Genomic DNA, 17,388 nt, shown 5'->3' with positions numbered 1-17,388 from the left:
GCCTGTCTAATAAACCGCTATTGTAATGGCTATCGCAACGGTTGGGATACCGCGGCGATAGCATAAAACATTAATAAGTAGCTTAGGTCGCCACTGACCCAAGAGACTAAGGACAAGGTAATCTAAATTTATCAGAGAGTGTATTTAGACGGCTGAGCAATTCGGGGGAGAGGCTGACCTTTAGGCTATCGATATTCTCCTTCAACTGATATAAATCCGTGGCACCAATGATGTTAGAACCAACAAATTTACGAGAGTTAACAAAGGCTAATGCCATTTGCGCCGGTGAAAGTTTAAATTCACGGGCTAAGTCTACGTAGGCCGCCGTGGCATCGAGTGCCATTTGCGACCCCGTGTAACGGGCGAAGCGTTTAAACAGCGTCAGGCGCGCGCCTTCAGGCCATTGATTATTGCAATATTTACCGCTCAAGGCGCCAAAGGCTAAAGGCGAGTAGGCCAGCAGTGGCAATTCTTCGCGGTGGCTGATTTCACTCATGCCGACTTCAAAACTGCGGTTAAGCAGATTGTAGGGGTTTTGCACTGTGACTATGCGGGGCAAGCCGTGTTTCTCCGCTAGTTGCAGATACTTCATCAGTCCCCAAGGGGTTTCGTTCGACACGCCTATGTAACGCACTTTCCCTTGGCGAATGACTTCTGCGAGGGCTTCGAGGGTTTCGAGAATCGGCGTTTGCTGCTCAATCTCTTGTTCGTTGTAAAATAATTCCCCGAAGAAATTGGTATTGCGATCTGGCCAATGCACTTGGTAGAGATCGATAGTATCGATTTGCAGGCGCTCGAGTGAGGCATCGACCGCTTGGTGGATATTGTTCCAGTCCAGCGCCATATTCTTGCGAATATAGTCACTCTTACCACCCGGTGCGGCAATCTTAGTGGCGATGACTAGGTCATCACGGTTACCACGGGCCTTGATATATTGGCCTAAAATGCGCTCGGTTTCCCCTTGGGTTTCCGGCTTGGGCGGCACAGGGTACATTTCCGCAGTGTCAATAAAGTTGATGCCACTGCCGATGGCGTAGTCTAGCTGTGCGAAGGCTTCGGCTTGGGTATTTTGTTCGCCCCAAGTCATAGTGCCTAAACAGATTTTGCTCACCTCGAGATTAGAATGCGGTATGCGTCTGTATTCCATCTATTTCTCCTACGGAAACTATCTTAGTCCGAGGCTATCAAGCTTTTGCTGTAAAGCAAAGGTTAATAGGGCATCAAACATTTTACTGCAGTAAAAATGACCAATGTCTTAAAGCCCAGAGTTGCAACAGGATTGCGGGGGCTGGCACATCGGATTGCACGCTAACTCGCCACCGACATACACTTTTGCACCTTTGCTTAGATTCTGGATTGGAAAGGGGAATTTTTGTCAGTTTTTATCTAGTTAAGTCGAAACTAAATCAGAAACACAGGAATTATGAATTATTTGTTATAAAACTACATTTGCAACTTTAGACTGCAATCGATGTGAATCTGTGTCACAAAATGGCGCGAATTTACGTATATTACTTACGAAATTGCGGCGTAATGTGACGCCAATATCGGATTATCTGTTAACAAACATCTACCCTAAATTTATCTAAAAATTTTCATGGTTGATATTTGTGATGGCAGATTTTTCAAACCAAGTTATAACGATCAAAAAAGGCCTAGACTTGCCGATTTCGGGCGAGCCGCGGCAGATCATCGAACCCGGTAACAGGCCATCCCAAGTGGCTCTGTTGGGTGAGGAGTATGTTGGCTTAAAACCGACTATGTTGGTGGAAGTCGGCGATAAGGTCAAAAAGGGCCAACCTTTGTTTGAAGATAAAAAAACAAAGGGTGTGCTGTTTACCGCTCCAGCCAGTGGTGAGATTGTTGCAATCCACCGCGGCGAACGTCGGGTGTTGCAATCCGTGGTGATCCGCTGCAATGGCTTAGACGCCGATGAGCAGATCCGTTTCGATATCCACACCGATCTACAGGCGCTGTCTGCCGATGTGGTTAAAGCGCAATTGGTGCAGAGTGGTCTGTGGACTGCACTGCGTACCCGTCCTTTCTCCCGTGTTCCCGCGTTAGATAGCAAACCCGCAGGTATTTTCGTGACGGCTATGGATACCAATCCACTCGCCGCCGATCCTAGGTTGATTATTGCCGAACAGAGCGATGCCTTTAAGGCGGGCTTAGCGGTACTGAGTCATTTAACCGAAGGTAAGGTTTACCTCTGCCAAGATAAGGGCGAAGCCTTAGTCGGCGCCGATTTACCTAAAGTACAAGTACGTCGTTTTGCTGGGGTACATCCTGCCGGATTAGCCGGGACTCACATTCATTTTACCTTGCCAGCGAGCTTAGAGCGCCAAGTGTGGCATATCGGCTATCAAGACGTTATCGCCTACGGCAAGCTATTCCAAACCGGTGAACTCTATACCGACCGCGTAGTAGCGCTGGGTGGCCCGAGTGTGCTTAACCCACGTTTACTGCGCACTCAGTTAGGTGCAGAGCTGAGTGCCTTAGTGGCCGATGAGATTAAACTTGGCCATAACCGTGTGGTGTCAGGCTCTGTGTTATCGGGCCATACTGCTAGGGGCGTGCATGACTTTTTAGGTCGCTTCCACAATCAGGTATCGGTTCTCGCCGAAGATGCCGAGCACCAAATTTTGCCTTGGGTGCGTGGCGGTTCGGACAAGTTCTCTATCACCCGCGCGGTGACCTCCCGTTTATTTGGCTTGACTAAGTCCTTCGAATTTACCACCCATCAGGGCGGCTCTCACCGCGCCATGATGGCCTTTGGTCAGCTCGATCGCGTTATGCCATTAGATATTTTACCCACTCTGCTGGTGCGTGATTTAGTCGTGCGAGATACCGATGAGGCGCAGGCCCTAGGCGCACTGGAATTAGATGAAGAAGATTTGGCCCTGTGTACCTTTGTGTGCCCCGGCAAGTATGACTTCGGTAAAGAGTTACGTGCCTGTCTAGATGTTATCGAGAGGGAAGGTTAATGACGACACAACCTAAAAAACCTGATTTACAGGAAGACTACTACGCCACGGGCAAATCGATGAAGGGCTTTGTGCGCTCATTGGTGATCGCCAGTGGTCGCAGCACTAAGGGCAAAGTGCACGTACGTGACGCCATTGATGTGAAACGTACCATGACCTTAGTGGGCCTGTGTTTATTACCCGCCATTTTATTTGGCTTATATAACGTAGGCTTACAGGCACAACTCGCGTTAGCCAGCGGTTTAACCACACCGGATTCTTGGAAACTCGCGCTGTTTAATGCCCTGAGCGGCGGCTTAAGCGCAGAGACAGGTGTGATTGGTCTGTTCCTCTATGGCTTAAGTTATTATCTACCTATTTACTTAACGGCATTGCTGACCAGCCTGTTTTGGGAAGTGGTATTTGCTAAGGTGCGTCGCCAAGAATTGCACGAAGGCTTCTTCGTCACCGCCTTGTTATTTACGCTGATTTTACCCGTTTCAATTCCACTCTGGCTGGTAGTAATGGGCATTAGCTTTGGGGTTGTGATTGCCAAAGAGCTGTTTGGCGGTATGGGATATAACTTCCTTAACCCCGCATTAGCAGGTTTAGCCTTTATCTATTTTGCCTATCCTTCTGAAGTCTCAACCGTTAAGCAACTGGTTGCCATAGATGGTTTTTCTGGTGCGACTGCCTTAGCGCAAGCCGCTGCTGGTAAGCTGCAATTTGCCGATTACGCCTGGTACAGCGCTTTTAGCGATCCTAACTGGTGGAATAATTTCTTCGGCTTTACCGTCGGTGCGATTGGTGAAACCAGCACGCTGGCTGTGCTGATCGGTGGTTTATTACTGCTTATTACCCGTTTAGCCGACTGGCGCATCGTGGCTGGTGTAATGCTGGGGATGATTGCCACTGCAACCTTGTTCAATGTTATCGGTTCGAGCACTAACCAGATGATGGCAATGCCTTGGACATGGCACTTAGTTACGGGCGGTTTTGCTATCGCGATGATGTTTATGGCGACAGATCCTGTGACTACCTCCTATACCCGCCAAGGCAAATTTGCCTACGGCGCGCTGATTGGTTTTATGACAGTCCTAATCCGTGTAGCTAACCCCAAGATGCCAGAAGGCGTGATGTTAGCCATCCTGTTCGCCAACCTGTGGGCGCCGCTGTTCGATTATCTGGTGGCCCGTGCCAACATCAAACGGAGATTAAAACGTCATGGTATTTAAGAAAGATACTGTGGTGGGGACCATGATCTTCACCATTACGCTCTGCCTTTTGTGCTCCTTTATGATTACCGGCACCGCAGGTGTATTGAAAGAACGTAAGCTCGCGAAAAAACGCGATGAGTTACAGCGTTATGTATTGATGGCGGCCGATGTCAATTTAGGCCAAGGCAATGAGTTTAGAGATATTTTTGCTAAATCCGTTAAGCCACTACTGATTAATCTCGACACCGGTAAAGTGGACTCTGATGCCAATGTACTCGACTTTGACGAGCGCATGGCGGCGATTAACCCAGAAACCTCAAGCGCCCCTAAAAAGGATATCGCCAAAATCAAGACCCGCGCCAACGATGCCCGCGTGTTTAAGGTGTTCGATGACAGCGGCAAGTTATCCAGCGTGGTCGTGCCTTTCTACGGTAAAGGGCTGTGGTCGATGATCTACGGTTATGTGGCCGTCGAGCCGGACTTTAACACCATCAAAGGTTTAGTGGTGTACGAGCACGGTGAGACCCCTGGTATTGGTGACTTTGTGACTGACCCACATTGGTTATCCCTGTGGAAGGGTAAGCAACTCTTTGATGAAAAAGGCAAGTTTGCGATGCGCCTCGTGAAAGGCGGTGCCAAAGAGGGCGATATCCACGGTGTCGATGCTGTGAGTGGCGCGACCATGACAGGCCGTGGCGTGCAGCGCGCAATGGAGTTTTGGTTTGGCGTTGAGGGTTTCCAAACCTTCTTCAACCAATTAAAAGCATCGGCTGAGCAAGGTGAGTTGGGAGGTGCAAAATGAGCAACAGTTTATCCATGCGGGACATGCTAGCAGGCCCTGTATTTGACAATAACCCAGTGGCGATGCAAGTGCTGGGCGTATGTTCGGCGCTGGCGGTGAGTAACTCCATGCAGACGGCCGTGGTGATGACACTGGCGGTGACCTTCGTACTGGTGTTCTCTAACCTTATCATCTCCGCCATTCGCAACTTTATCCCTAACAGTGTGCGGATTATTGCCCAGATGACGGTCATTGCTTCCTTGGTGATTATCGTCGACATGGTGTTGCAGGATGTGGCTTACGAGCTATCTAAACAACTCTCTGTATTTGTTGGGTTAATCATCACTAACTGTATCATCATGGGCCGCGCAGAAGCCTTTGCGATGAAGTATCCACCTCACTTAGCCGTGGTCGATGCTGTGGGTAACGCGGCGGGTTATGGCTTGGTGCTGATCAGTGTGGCCTTTGTGCGTGAGCTGTTAGGCACGGGCAATCTATTTGGTCATAGCGTGTTGACTACGGTTGAAAACGGCGGCTGGTACTTACCTAACGAGATGTTTAAGTTGCCCCCAAGCGCCTTCTTCCTGATTGGCCTGCTGATCTGGACCATTAACGTGATCCAGCGTAAACGCGGTTAAGGAGCGGATATGGAACACTATATTAATCTGTTTTTACAGGCCACATTCTTAGACAACATGGCGCTGTCGTTCTTCCTCGGTATGTGTACCTTCTTAGCCGTGTCTAAAAAGGTGTCGACCGCCTTCGGCTTAGGCGTTGCGGTTATCGTAGTGATGACCTTAGCCGTGCCCTTAAACCAACTGATCTACGCGAAGGTGTTAGCACCGGGTGCATTGGCTTGGGCGGGCATGCCTGGCATCGACTTAAGTTACCTGCAACTGATCACCTTTATCGGTGTGATTGCGGCCTTAGTGCAAATTCTTGAAATGTTTTTAGATAAATACATTCCAAGCCTGTATGACTCCCTCGGGATCTTCCTGCCACTGCTCACCGTAAACTGCGCGATTTTTGCCGGGGTGATCTTTATGGCTAACCGTGATTACAACTTTGCCGAATCGGCGGTGTTTGCTATGGGTTCAGGCACAGGTTGGGCGCTGGCGATTGTGATGCTGGCGGGGCTTCGTGAGCGGATGAAGTTTCATGCGATTCCTGAAGGCTTACAGGGGATTGGTATCACCTTTATTACCACAGGGTTGATGGCACTTGGCTTTATGTCTTTCTCGGGGATCTCGCTGTAACGCGTGGCTGAGAAAGTGAAACCGCATTCTGTTTAGAAAAAGGGTTATCGAATGGAAATGGCAATAGGCATAGGCATGTTCACCTTAGTGGTGTGCCTACTGGTGATAGTAATCCTTATCGCCAAAAAGAAATTAGTGACTACCGGTGAGATCACTATCGGGATTAACGACGATGCCGAGAAAAGCATTAAAGTTGCCGCGGGCGACAAGCTGCTAGGCGCCTTAGCGAGTAAGAATATTTTTATTCCCTCGGCCTGTGGTGGCGGCGGTACCTGCGGTCAATGTCGAGTAAAAGTTAAATCGGGCGGTGGTGATATTCTGCCAACAGAACAAGGGCATATCACTAAAAAAGAAGCCAAAGAAGGTTGTCGTCTCGCCTGCCAAGTGGCGGTGAAAACCGATATGGAACTTGAGCTAGAAGAAGAAATCTTCGGCGTGAAGAAGTGGCAATGTGAGGTGATCTCAAACGATAACAAGGCCACCTTTATCAAAGAGTTACTGCTGAAACTGCCCGAAGGTGAAGATGTACACTTCAAGGCTGGTGGCTATATCCAAATTGAAGCGCCAGCCCATGTGGTGAAGTATGCCGATTTTGATATTCCGGCTAAGTACCGCGACGATTGGGAAAAATACGGCCTGTTCGACTTAGTCTCCACCGTGAATGAAGATGTGCTGCGCGCCTATTCGATGGCGAACTATCCCGATGAAAAGGGCCGCATTATGCTTAACGTGCGGATTGCCACGCCACCATCGGCCAATGTACCACCGGGTAAGATGTCTTCTTACATCTTTAACCTCAAGGCGGGGGATAAGGTGACTATCTCTGGCCCATTCGGCGAGTTCTTTGTGAAGGATACCGATGCAGAAATGGTATTTATCGGCGGTGGTGCGGGCATGGCACCGATGCGCTCACATATTTTCGATCAGCTAAAGAGTAAAAAGACCAAGCGTAAGATGAGCTTCTGGTACGGTGCCCGTTCGACCCGTGAGGTGTTTTACAAACAAGATTTCGATGCATTAGCGGCTGAAAATGACAACTTTGTCTGGCATGTGGCGCTGTCGGAGCCGCTACCAGAGGATAACTGGACGGGTTACACAGGCTTTATCCATAATGTGATTTACGAAAATTACCTTAAACATCATAAGGCACCAGAGGATTGCGAGTTCTATATGTGTGGCCCACCGATCATGAACTCCTCGGTGATCCGTATGCTCGAAAGCCTAGGGGTTGAGCCTGAGAATATCCTGCTTGATGACTTTGGTGATTAAGCGGTAAGTGGAATAGAAAATCGCGTTAGGCAGAACGAGTACAACCGAACCTAACGCGATTTTTGTTTATCTGGCTTCTTAGCGTCTTGTTATCCTTCGCTTCGTATCTTTAGCTACCATATTTTTAGCTATCAAATCTTGCTGCTATTTAACTGCTTTTCTAGCGAAAGGATTTGCCACCATGGCGGGTTAAATCGCCCACCATACGCTGGCTCTCGGTGGTATAGAACACCATATAAACTCGCAATGCCAGTAAGCAATATCGACGGCATAGTGACCTTGCACATTCGGATGATTCACATCGGCCCCCTTAACCTCCAGTAGTTTAAGCAGCGCAAAAGACTGTAGCTCACAGGTATGCAACAGTGCCAGCATCCCATCCTCGTCGTCATTGGCAATAATGCGTTTAACCGCAAGCACATCCTTGGCTTTAAGCGCATCGATAAGTTCTATGCTCATTTGATAGATATTTAACCTCAGTCAAAAGACTTAACTTTAGTTGATTTGGCCTAGGTTCCTTTAGTTTAGGGTGGACATTCCGTAAGCTAAGTTTAAGTGCTTATTCCTATAGGTATTACTTATTATGGATGTAACCGTTTGTAGGATAGGAGGTTCGTTTGAAAAGGTTAGCTATAGCATCACTTATCTGTTTCTCCCTTAGTGCATGTTCTTCACTCAATGAGGTTAAATTAGACTCTCAATCGGCGCCTAGCTATATCGGCGAAAAGGTCAAAGTCACCACCAAATCGGGTGAACAGATGGAATTTAAAGTCGAAAGAGTGACGGAACAGCAGATTGAGGGAGAGGGAAAAGAAGTCAAAATTGAAGAAATACAGACCTTGGAAGTTGAAGAGTTTAGCCCGCTAAAATCGATATCACTCACCGCAGGTTTATATATGTTGGGTGCGGTAATTTTCACAGTCATGGTTTTATAACGATTTAACTATAGCCTCTAAGTGGCACTCTAAACCTTAATTCTAACAACATATTAGGTACGGCTATGATAAGCTGGCCGCTTTCTAATCAGCAATATTTGCTAATTAAGTTAAGGATAACCCATGCGTTTGAGTGTTATCGGCTCCCTGCTAACGGGGTTGTTATTATTCCCCAGTGCCAATAGTGTTGGCGCATCACAAGGGACGATTGGTGAAAATGCACAGAGCTTGCGAGAGCATCAATCCGCTAAGCTTGAAAGCCAAACAGCATCCTCAGAATCTAAGCTCGGGGAGATTCAAGCTATTATCCAAGCGGCGATAATGTATTCGCCGCAGCCATTTAGTGGCAGCGTTATTCTGCTTGAAGAGGGGAAACCACTGCTTGAATTTCAAAAGGGCGAAGAAATTAATCAAGATTCGCGCTTTGTGATGGCGTCGCTCTCTAAACAAATTACTGCAACCTTAGTATTGCAGGCGCTTGATGCGGGAAAACTCGACTTAAATCAAACGCTCAACCATTACCTTTTTGGCGATCTTGAAGGGGAACACAAGGCGCTAAAAGCTAATAAGGCGGACACCAATGCAGGCACTTTGAATCCCAACCGCTATGACGAGCGCATTACTTTACACCAGTTGCTCAGCCATACATCGGGAGTCGATAGGCTTGGTCAGCCCAATAGATTCACGCCTGGTAGCCAATTTAAATACTCTAACTTAGGGTATTCGCTGCTTGGGCAAGTGCTTGAGAAGGTTAATCATCAATCTTTTGCCGAGCAGGTGGCGCAATTTGCTACCCGATATCAGCTCAATGGACTAAGTGCAGAACTTGGTAACCTTGAGGCGATTCAAGTCAAAGTGCCTAGCTTGGCGGTGGGATTGCAAGAAAGCGAAGTGATTGCACCTGCTGAGCTGGTGATTGATGAAGCGTTATTGCCCGCAGGGGGATTAATAGCCTCGCCAGCCACTTATGCCGCCTTTCAGCAGCAATTACATGCTGGCAAGTTGTTGAGCCCTGAGAGTTATCAACGGATGACCACTGCCTATATCGAGCTGCCATTTCTATGGCCAAATATGCGTTACGGTTATGGGATAAGGATCAATAAGGACAATGGCTTAGTCGAATATAGCCATACGGGCTATGTTTCGGGTTATATGTCGATGACGCTGCATTATCCAGAATTTAATGTGGATTTGGTGATGCTGGAAAACCTTTCCTTAAACCTTAACGACCGCAAGCGGGTATTTGAATTGCACAATCAGATACGCCAAGTGCTCCGTAGTCATTTGCTACTGACTAAATTATCGAAGTATAAGATTTAAGCCTTGCCACCATGTCGGTTTAGAGTCAGCTAAGTCTGCTGGTGCGAGGTTAGGCCTAACCTCGAAAGCATAAAGCCCCTTTAAGTTACTATATAAAACGTTGGGGCTTTATGCAGGGGTGATAGCTAAGGGCTAATGGCTACCAAAAGCGCTTTCTTAGCGCGGTTTCGATTTCAATATCGACCCTAAAGTACTGCAAAATTGTCCAGACGGAATCGACTAAGACTTCGGTAAGCGCGGGGTAATCATCCCCGATAATCTTGTTGATTTCATCAACTGTTTCATCGAGATAGTCTTGCACTCCTTCTTCAAACTCAGCTTTAGTCGCTTGATTGCGGAAAAAGCTGAAGTGGTCGAGCTTTTCAATCAATAGTTCCACCAGTTCTTTAACCGAGTTTAACTGGTGAGCCGTGATGCTTGGATCGCTGGCAATCGGCTTAAAGAAATGTTGCACTTTGCTTTTGAGATCGAACAGCGTCGGAATTTGGCTTCTATCCACCGCCGCATCACTGACCTCTAATCTGGCTTTATGGGTCAGAGCGGGTTTTGGCGCCTCGACATGGTTTGTGGGAGAGTCAGACGGGAGTGATGCTTCTTCTGGCTTCACTGCGTTATGGGCGATAACTGTGGGCGCCGGTGGAATTTCACGCCCTAGCTTCTGTAATAGCCGACGCTGGAAATAACTTTGTGGTTGAGCTTTACCCTGAGCTTGCTCAAGTTGAGACTCACTGTAGGGGACGATTTGTAGCAGAACTTCGAAAATCTCTTTGTATTCCTGCTCCATAGTCACACTTAGCGGGCTATAACCTAAGCTGTTACTTACGGTTAAGTCGCCGCCATGTTGCTGCAATAGTCTTAAGATCCGCACCGCCGTTGACTCAAAGCGTGGAAACTCATTCGAACTGCCGCCCATTACGGCGCAAAGCGCTGGGGTGGTGTCTTCGGCATTGGTTGCATTCGGGTTGGCACCATGTTCGAGTAAGACTTCTACGCAGGACTGTGCGCCGTAATAGCAGGCGCACATAAGTGGTGTAAATTGTTCATCTACAGAGAATTCTTCAATTTTGGCTCCGTGGCGCAGTAACAGTTCCACGGTATTACGCCGCATGGGGCCGGTGATTTGATCCCACCAGTAGGTTGAAATCGCCTTGTGAAATATGGGTGAGTTATCGTGACCGCAATGGGTAAAAATATCCCCGCCTTGGTTAATCAGCCATTCGAGCACTTGAGTGCGACAGGCGATGGCAGCCGCGGACACATAGTTAGTGTTGTAGATATTGGTGAGGCTTAAATCGAGTCCTTTGGTGAGCAGATATTCCATCACTTGGATAAGTGTGGCTTGATCTTCTTTACCCGAACCACGTTGGCAGATAGTCAGCAAGCTTGGTTCATCCACAGCACCAAATTTTTTATTGATATCCATACCATATTTTATGAAGAGGTCGAGAAACTCCGGCAGAAAGGTTTTCTTCTCGACCATCGGATAAACCAATAGTCGCAAGTTCGACCAGGCCAACATTTCATAGGGTTTACCCGTATTCATAAATACGGCATTTGGATTAGCCCCATATTTGAGCAACAGCTCAAGGGCTTGATAGATATAACGCCGTTTATTCACATCGGTAAATTGGGCGTTATCAATAAACTGGTTGAGTACGGGGGAATGGTCGGCGTCAGGCGGTGTCATCCTATAGATGCGATTGATATCGACGGTCGCCTTAATCAATTTTTCGATAATTCTGAGGTCAAATTCTGAGGTCAATGCCGCATAGACTAAACTTTTAGCGTGGGAGTCGGCTTTGAGCTGCGGATAATGATCTAGCAGATATTCAGTGTATTCCTGCGCTTTTGCGTAGACACAGATTTCGAGTAAATTGGCGTCGTCCCAGAAGCTGCTATCGTTGGCCATAATATAGCGGGGCTTTTTAAACTCAGGATAGCGTTTTACTAATGGTGCGAAGGCTTCAATCCCCCAAAAGTCGCTAGAAAAAATAATTTCTTCAATTAGGCTTAATTGGCCAATGTCCAAATAAAGATCTTTATTAATAATATGTAAAAATACATCTTTACTGCGCTCTGCATAAAGAATTTCTAAGGGATGATTTAACTCGCCATTGGTCCAAAAACTCACTGAATGATTGATATCTAGCCCCAACTCAAGCAACAGATCTAGCATGGTGATGCGCTGACTATCTTGATAGATATACTGAGGGGTAGGGTGGAGTAGGTAGTTTAACCAGCAGTTATTGAATTGATTTTGATAGTAAAAATTAGCGCCAGCCTTGAGGTAGTGTTTCACTAGTTCAGGATTATTAAATTCAAGCGCAGAGTGTAAGGCACTAAAACCATTGCATTCAATTTGAGCGCCATTATCCAGCAGATATTGTATCAATTCGAGGTCGGATTCAGGGCTACGAGAAAGCGGGACTAACACGTTACAGGGGGAAATCTCGGAGTCGATAAAATTAATATCACCGTCATTGGCGAGGTACTTAGTTATTTTTTGTATTTTCTTGGCCGTCGACAATTCGTTATCTAAACATATTTCCCGCAGGGTGAGTTTACTCTCACCAAAAATCCAATTTAGCATGGGCTTCCCTAATTATTTTACAATAATGCAGCAAATTCATCTAGGTAAATATCATTTTACCGGATGAAAAGAGGCCTAGTTTAATACAGGTGCTGAATAAAAAACTATGCGAGTTAGGAAGGATAAAAACAGACTTGGTCGAATTTTGGCATAAATCACAACACATTATTCAATGAGTAAATTACTCATTTACAGGTTCAGCAGGCCTATGGCCTGCTGATATTGGCGAGTGGTTATGGGGTTAGCTCGGCGTGCAGTGGTAATAGCATTGGGATTTCACAGGCGTCGTGGCCAGTATTACCAAGTGGGGCGCTTAAGTAGTTAAACCCTAAGTGTTCGTAGAGTTTTAGGGCCTCTTTGAGTAATACGGTTGTTTCAAGATAGCAGCTCTGATAACCCGCTTCACGGGCGAAGTCTAGGGCCTGCAGCGCTAAACGTTTAGCTAAGCCTTTACCGCGGATCTCCGGCAAAAAGTACATTTTTTGCAGCTCACAAATCCCGGCATTGTTAGCCAGTGGCGCTATGCCTGCGCCGCCAACCACTTGGCCTTCATGCTCAATCACCCAGTATTTGGCGCCCGGCTGCGAATAGATTTGGCTTAAACAATCCAAGGTTGGGTCGGCCACGCTATAGCCTTTATCCGCTGTTAAGCCGTATTCGGCGGAAACCGCGCGGATCACTTGGGCAATGGCGGCATCATCGGCGGCGGTCGCTTCACGGATAAGGCAACCCGATTGTTGTTTGGCTTTATGTATGGCTTGGTTGTATTGCATTAGGGCTTGCTCGATTTGTTGAATTTGCTCAGGGGTCAGCTGAGCCAAGATTTCTTGAAAGAGTTGATTTTGCTGGCTATCTAACTTAGCGAGCAGCTTTTTACCCGCAGGAGTCAGTTGTACGACGAGGCAGCGATTATCCCGCGGATGCATTTGGCTCTGGGCGAGGTTTTTATCGACTAAGTGTTTGATTGCACGGCTAGCATTGGATTTATCTATGCTCAGTTTGCAGGCGAGTTCCTTAATGGTTTGCGGTTGATTGCCTATCTCAAACAAGGCGTGGGCCTGTACTGGGGACAGAGGTAAATCGCCAAAGGCCGCATTGAGCATGCCTAAGTGTCTGACCATATAGCGGGAAAGGTGTCTCAGTTGGCTAGATGAGCCGGGATCATTTGCCATAGTCGGATTGAATGCCATCAGGGTTAACCAAAGTTGAGCCATGCAAGCACTTGTGTGGGCTGGCAGTGGCTCAGTTCGAATCATTTAGTTGCAAGTTACAACGAAATTAGCGGGCTTTGCTCGGCTTTGCAATATTTCATTAACAAAATTTAAGGGTACAACTCAGGATTTAAAAACGGCGCCATGGCGAGGATGATCGCTTGGGTGTAATTGCTCTCACGGGTGGCGTGACCGTGGGTGAGTAGACCTATCGCGCCGCCTTTTTGCTTGATGTTGACAGTATTAAACAGTCTATCCATTACATGACCCAACTCTTCACCTGCCTCGAGTGCCTGATAGACCTGCATAGGTAGTGGCAACAGTGCGCCTCGGCCAATGCTCAAACGGGTTTGGTGGGCTATCGCTATATAGGCGAAGGTGGCTGGACCAAACTCAAAGTTGTCGACACCGCCTTCCATCGCAAAGTAATAATCCGCTTCAACTTGTTGCTGGCAATAGTGGACACGGTTGATAGCGCCTTGGCGGGTATCGCTATCCGTCATGGGTTGCGCGGGGACGCCTGAGGGCGCATCCATGCCTTGAGTTTGGATCTCACATTCGGGGAAGAGCAGCGCCATGGCATTGGCCGCCGCGTTTATTTTTACGGGGTTTTTCGAACCGACAATCACTTTGATAATGTTTTGTTGCATATAAGTTATTTATTTTAATTTTTAATGTGGACGCTCGTTTGAATCATTGCTTAAATGGTCGGAGGTGTCTCGCCTCTGAGTTTTCTATTCTGCCATATTCATCGCCTTGGCTCCGTAAAAAAGCGAATGCATGGGGAGCAAATAGCCAGAGTCGTGCATCAGGAAGCGACATACGACTATTGCTCCTTCAGTGATTTAGCTGATTTAAGCAGTAAAGCTATGTCATTGAAGGAACCAAAATTAAGAGATAATAATAATGAAATTCAACAAACTCATGATCGCTATGGGGATGGCCTGCGGCGTGATGCTCACAGGCTGTAACGATAGTGAAGATAGCACTCCACCTACCGAACCCGAAACCCAACTGCAAACCTTTGCCCCTAACGGCTTACTCAAAGCCAATATTCGTCGAACTACCTACGGTGTACCTCATATCCAAGCCGATAACTTAGAAAGTTTAGGTTTTGGTAGCGGTTACGCGCAGGCGCAGGACAACCTCTGTGTGCTCGCCGATGGTTTTATTAAGGCGAACTCCCAGCGCTCTATGTACTTTGGCCCCCATGCGTCGATTGATTTCACCACAGGGCAGCCCACCTCAGAAGACAATGGCAACTTAATCTCCGACTTTGCCTATAAAGCCTTAAAAATCCGTGAGCAAGCCGAGGCCAAGTGGCCGCAGTTTAGCGAGCGCTCACGTGCATTAATCCAAGGTTTTACCGCGGGTTATAACCAATACCTTGCCGATGTTGAGGTGGGTAAACAAACCGCCGAGCCTTTCTGTGGCGGCCAACCTTGGGTGAAGCCCATAGTGCCAGAGGATGTGGTTACTTATCTGTTTTCTATCGCCCTGTTACCTGGCGCAGCTAACTTCCTCGATTTGATTTTCTACGCTAACCCCGGGGATGGGCAGGAATATATGCCGCGCATAGTCGGACCTGCACCAAGCCAAGAACAAACCGCGTTTGTCAGCGATATGCAGTCTAAATTGCTTGCCCGTGCGGCTCGCATTACCACACCTGAGACTAATCCGCGTGATTTAGGCTCAAACGGTTGGGGTTTGGGTAAAGACAAGACCGAAAATGGTCGCGGCATGGTGCTGGGTAATCCGCATTTCCCGCATACGGGCAATCTGCGCTTCTGGCAATCGCACATTACCATCCCTGGCCAATTGGATATGATGGGCGGCTCGCTGGTGGGCATGCCAGGCCCTATCAACATCGGGTTTAACAAAGACTTAGCTTGGACTCATACCTTCTCAACCGCCGAACATTTTGTGATGTACAACCTTGAGCTGGTCTCGGGCGACAGATTGCAATACTTGTTTGATGGGCAGCCGATGCCGATCAATAAAGAGACAGTGTCTATCTTAGTAAACGCAGGCCCTGCTGGTATGTTAGTGGCTGAAAAGGATATTTACACCACCGCCAAAGGACCTATGGTCGAGGCGCCACCTTCGCTCGCACCTTTTGGTTGGGACGATGGCAGTGCCTTTATGATCCAAGATGCCAACATGGCGACTATGGATCCGGTCGATCATTGGCTCGCCATGAACTTAGCGACCAATAAAGACGAATTCCAACAAGCCTTTAAAGACTACGACGGGGTGATTTTCAACAATACAATGTACGCCGATAAAGAGGGCAACGCCTTCTATATCGACGACTCGACCGTACCCGGTTTATCCGAGGCGGCCGTGGTGGTGTTAAAGACTTCGCCCGATATTAAGGCGGCAAAAGAGCAAGCTGGCTTTACCATTCTGCCGGGGAATACCTCGCTATTTAGCTTTAGTGGCCCCACGCCCTATGAGCGTGCGCCTAAGCTTGAGCGCAGTGACTTTGTGCAAAACTCCAATGACTCCTTCTGGTCTACCAACTTGAATGAGCCACTGACGTACTTCTCGCCCATGTATGGTCCAGAAGCAGGGCAATTATCGCTGCGTACCCGTATGGGCTTAACCCTGATGCAGGATGCGGCGGGCAGCGATGGCAAGTTTAATCTGGAAGAGTTAGAAGCCGCGGTATTGTCGAATCGCAGTTATTTAGCTGAGTTGGTATTGCCGGATTTGATTGCCCAATGTGAGGCGCAGGGCAGTACGCCTGTGGTGGTATCTGCGAGCTTATATAAGGATCTCACCTCAGCCTGTGCAGCGCTCAAAGCCTGGAACGGTAAGCAAGATAACGACAGTAAAGGCGGCGCCTTACTACGTGAGTTTGCCCATCAGTTCAGCCAAAAAACCATGCTGACTAAGGGATTTGACCCCGCGAATGCGGCGACCACACCTAACACGCTCACCACAGACGGCAGTGCATTAGTGGCACTTGCCCATGCGGCTTTGAATCTTGAGGCCGCTGGTTTTGCCTTAGATGCACCGTTAGGTGATGTGCAGTTTGTTGAGAAGTCACTCCCCGATGGCACTGCCAGCGGGGCGCGTTTGCCTTGGCCAGGCAGCCATAACGCAGAGGGTGGATTCAACGTGTTTTCCACTAGCTTGTCGGGTGATGATACTCTGATCCCACAGTATAAGTACGCGCCGCTGCTGGATGTAGTGACAGGTAAGGCCATGGCCTCTGGTATGACGGCCAAGGGATATCAAATACGTTACGGCTCGAGTTGGATGATGGCGGTCAGCTTTACCGATGAAGGCCCTGTCGCGCGTGGCATACTCACCTATTCTGAGTCGAGCAACATAATGTCACCTTCCTTTACCGACCAAAGCAATCTGTATTCCAGCAGTAAGAGCTTCCGTCCTTTACTGTTTAAGGAAGCGGATATCGCACCTGCGGTGATTTCGACCACAGAGCTGACACTGCAAAAGGCTCAGTAATGCGTTAGCTATTGGTTTGATTAATTGGCCCACTCAGGTGGGCCTTTTTTATGGGTAAGGCATGCTGTTTCAAAATGTAAAAATTTAACAATTTACATAGTGATCTTGAACAGGCTTTTACGGGGCTTGTTTGAGAGTGATCACGTTTGGTACATTTTTGCGACTTGATGCGATTTTGTGGTTTTTATCGACAAACTGGCAGTGTCAACGCTTAGGTGCAGGGGTGAATTAACTGTGCGTTATTGGTGTTTTTATGTGATCTTTTTGATGCGTTATTGAAAATTTATTACTTAGATTCATGGATCTAGATCTCAAACCCAGGTTTATTTGAAATTTCATTACTTAAAATGGTGTTAGATCAACTTTTGCTTA

At 47.7% G+C, this 17,388-nt stretch carries 14 protein-coding genes; 9 read left to right on the top strand and 5 right to left on the bottom strand.

The window, feature by feature from the left end; genetic code table 11:
- Positions 1–106 precede the first annotated feature (106 nt).
- A complete protein-coding gene (locus ACK5NH_RS10720) occupies positions 107–1,147 on the bottom strand; it encodes an NADP(H)-dependent aldo-keto reductase (protein WP_416919971.1) in 1,041 nt (346 codons plus the stop codon).
- Between the two features lie 466 nt (positions 1,148–1,613).
- Here ACK5NH_RS10720 and ACK5NH_RS10715 point away from each other — a divergent pair, with 466 nt between their 5' ends.
- The 6 genes from ACK5NH_RS10715 to nqrF are packed head-to-tail and all read left to right on the top strand — an operon-like array spanning position 1,614 to position 7,486.
- Positions 1,614–2,984: a Na(+)-translocating NADH-quinone reductase subunit A gene (locus ACK5NH_RS10715; protein ID WP_416919969.1), complete on the top strand. Its 1,371-nt coding sequence runs from the start codon at positions 1,614–1,616 to the stop codon at positions 2,982–2,984.
- Positions 2,984–4,198, top strand: a complete 1,215-nt coding sequence (locus ACK5NH_RS10710; protein ID WP_416919967.1) for an NADH:ubiquinone reductase (Na(+)-transporting) subunit B — start codon at positions 2,984–2,986, stop codon at positions 4,196–4,198. Before ACK5NH_RS10715 ends, ACK5NH_RS10710 begins: the two co-directional genes overlap by 1 nt.
- The gene (locus ACK5NH_RS10705) at positions 4,188–4,982 is read left to right on the top strand and encodes a Na(+)-translocating NADH-quinone reductase subunit C (RefSeq protein ID WP_416919965.1); all 795 of its coding nucleotides are present in this window, start codon (positions 4,188–4,190) and stop codon (positions 4,980–4,982) included. The genes ACK5NH_RS10710 and ACK5NH_RS10705 overlap by 11 nt, the downstream gene beginning before the upstream one ends.
- Positions 4,979–5,599: an NADH:ubiquinone reductase (Na(+)-transporting) subunit D gene (locus ACK5NH_RS10700; protein ID WP_416919963.1), complete on the top strand. Its 621-nt coding sequence runs from the start codon at positions 4,979–4,981 to the stop codon at positions 5,597–5,599. Before ACK5NH_RS10705 ends, ACK5NH_RS10700 begins: the two co-directional genes overlap by 4 nt.
- A 9-nt stretch (positions 5,600–5,608) precedes the next feature.
- Entirely contained in the window at positions 5,609–6,217 is a 609-nt protein-coding gene (gene nqrE / locus ACK5NH_RS10695) for an NADH:ubiquinone reductase (Na(+)-transporting) subunit E (RefSeq protein WP_037429000.1), read from the top strand.
- Between the two features lie 51 nt (positions 6,218–6,268).
- On the top strand, positions 6,269–7,486 hold the full coding sequence (gene nqrF / locus ACK5NH_RS10690) for an NADH:ubiquinone reductase (Na(+)-transporting) subunit F (RefSeq protein ID WP_416919961.1): 1,218 nt from the start codon (positions 6,269–6,271) through the stop codon (positions 7,484–7,486).
- Between the two features lie 189 nt (positions 7,487–7,675).
- Here the strand turns inward: nqrF and ACK5NH_RS10685 are convergent, their stop codons facing one another.
- Positions 7,676–7,945, bottom strand: a complete 270-nt coding sequence (locus ACK5NH_RS10685; protein ID WP_416919959.1) for an ankyrin repeat domain-containing protein — start codon at positions 7,943–7,945, stop codon at positions 7,676–7,678.
- A gap of 158 nt (positions 7,946–8,103) precedes the next feature.
- Between ACK5NH_RS10685 and ACK5NH_RS10680 the strand changes: the two genes are divergently transcribed.
- Positions 8,104–8,421 (top strand): hypothetical protein, encoded by a 318-nt coding sequence (locus ACK5NH_RS10680; RefSeq protein ID WP_416919957.1) that lies wholly within the window; start codon positions 8,104–8,106, stop codon positions 8,419–8,421.
- Positions 8,422–8,544: 123 nt separating this feature from the next.
- Positions 8,545–9,741 carry a serine hydrolase domain-containing protein gene (locus tag ACK5NH_RS10675; protein ID WP_416919954.1) on the top strand — a complete coding sequence of 399 codons (1,197 nt, stop codon included), beginning with the start codon at positions 8,545–8,547 and terminating at the stop codon, positions 9,739–9,741.
- 139 nt (positions 9,742–9,880) lie between these two features.
- Here the strand turns inward: ACK5NH_RS10675 and ACK5NH_RS10670 are convergent, their stop codons facing one another.
- The 3 genes from ACK5NH_RS10670 to yjjX form a co-directional block, all read right to left on the bottom strand.
- The gene (locus ACK5NH_RS10670) at positions 9,881–12,331 is read right to left on the bottom strand and encodes an ankyrin repeat domain-containing protein (RefSeq protein WP_416919952.1); all 2,451 of its coding nucleotides are present in this window, start codon (positions 12,329–12,331) and stop codon (positions 9,881–9,883) included.
- A 233-nt stretch (positions 12,332–12,564) separates the two neighbouring features.
- The gene (locus ACK5NH_RS10665; RefSeq protein ID WP_416919950.1) at positions 12,565–13,545 is read right to left on the bottom strand and encodes a bifunctional helix-turn-helix transcriptional regulator/GNAT family N-acetyltransferase; all 981 of its coding nucleotides are present in this window, start codon (positions 13,543–13,545) and stop codon (positions 12,565–12,567) included.
- A gap of 107 nt (positions 13,546–13,652) precedes the next feature.
- Positions 13,653–14,192: an inosine/xanthosine triphosphatase gene (gene yjjX, locus ACK5NH_RS10660; RefSeq protein WP_416919948.1), complete on the bottom strand. Its 540-nt coding sequence runs from the start codon at positions 14,190–14,192 to the stop codon at positions 13,653–13,655.
- A gap of 256 nt (positions 14,193–14,448) precedes the next feature.
- Between yjjX and ACK5NH_RS10655 the strand changes: the two genes are divergently transcribed.
- Positions 14,449–17,016: an acylase gene (locus ACK5NH_RS10655; RefSeq protein ID WP_416919946.1), complete on the top strand. Its 2,568-nt coding sequence runs from the start codon at positions 14,449–14,451 to the stop codon at positions 17,014–17,016.
- Positions 17,017–17,388 lie beyond the last annotated feature (372 nt).

This window comes from Shewanella sp. (genome assembly GCF_047975355.1).
In the GTDB taxonomy this organism is placed as follows: Bacteria; Pseudomonadota; Gammaproteobacteria; order Enterobacterales; family Shewanellaceae; genus Shewanella.
This window is presented reverse-complemented; position numbering and strand designations above follow the sequence as displayed.

Excerpts from the sequence above, each read along its gene's own strand:
- yjjX (WP_416919948.1), bottom strand. The coding sequence starts at position 14,192 with ATGCAACAAAACATTATCAAAGTGATTGTCGGTTCGAAAAACCCCGTA.
- ACK5NH_RS10665 (WP_416919950.1), bottom strand. The coding sequence starts at position 13,545 with ATGGCTCAACTTTGGTTAACCCTGATGGCATTCAATCCGACTATGGCA.
- ACK5NH_RS10700 (WP_416919963.1), top strand. The coding sequence starts at position 4,979 with ATGAGCAACAGTTTATCCATGCGGGACATGCTAGCAGGCCCTGTATTT.
- ACK5NH_RS10670 (WP_416919952.1), bottom strand. The coding sequence starts at position 12,331 with ATGCTAAATTGGATTTTTGGTGAGAGTAAACTCACCCTGCGGGAAATA.
- ACK5NH_RS10675 (WP_416919954.1), top strand. The coding sequence starts at position 8,545 with ATGCGTTTGAGTGTTATCGGCTCCCTGCTAACGGGGTTGTTATTATTC.
- ACK5NH_RS10715 (WP_416919969.1), top strand. The coding sequence starts at position 1,614 with ATGGCAGATTTTTCAAACCAAGTTATAACGATCAAAAAAGGCCTAGAC.
- nqrE (WP_037429000.1), top strand. The coding sequence starts at position 5,609 with ATGGAACACTATATTAATCTGTTTTTACAGGCCACATTCTTAGACAAC.
- ACK5NH_RS10710 (WP_416919967.1), top strand. The coding sequence starts at position 2,984 with ATGACGACACAACCTAAAAAACCTGATTTACAGGAAGACTACTACGCC.
- ACK5NH_RS10655 (WP_416919946.1), top strand. The coding sequence starts at position 14,449 with ATGAAATTCAACAAACTCATGATCGCTATGGGGATGGCCTGCGGCGTG.
- ACK5NH_RS10720 (WP_416919971.1), bottom strand. The coding sequence starts at position 1,147 with ATGGAATACAGACGCATACCGCATTCTAATCTCGAGGTGAGCAAAATC.
- nqrF (WP_416919961.1), top strand. The coding sequence starts at position 6,269 with ATGGAAATGGCAATAGGCATAGGCATGTTCACCTTAGTGGTGTGCCTA.
- ACK5NH_RS10705 (WP_416919965.1), top strand. The coding sequence starts at position 4,188 with ATGGTATTTAAGAAAGATACTGTGGTGGGGACCATGATCTTCACCATT.
- ACK5NH_RS10685 (WP_416919959.1), bottom strand. The coding sequence starts at position 7,945 with ATGAGCATAGAACTTATCGATGCGCTTAAAGCCAAGGATGTGCTTGCG.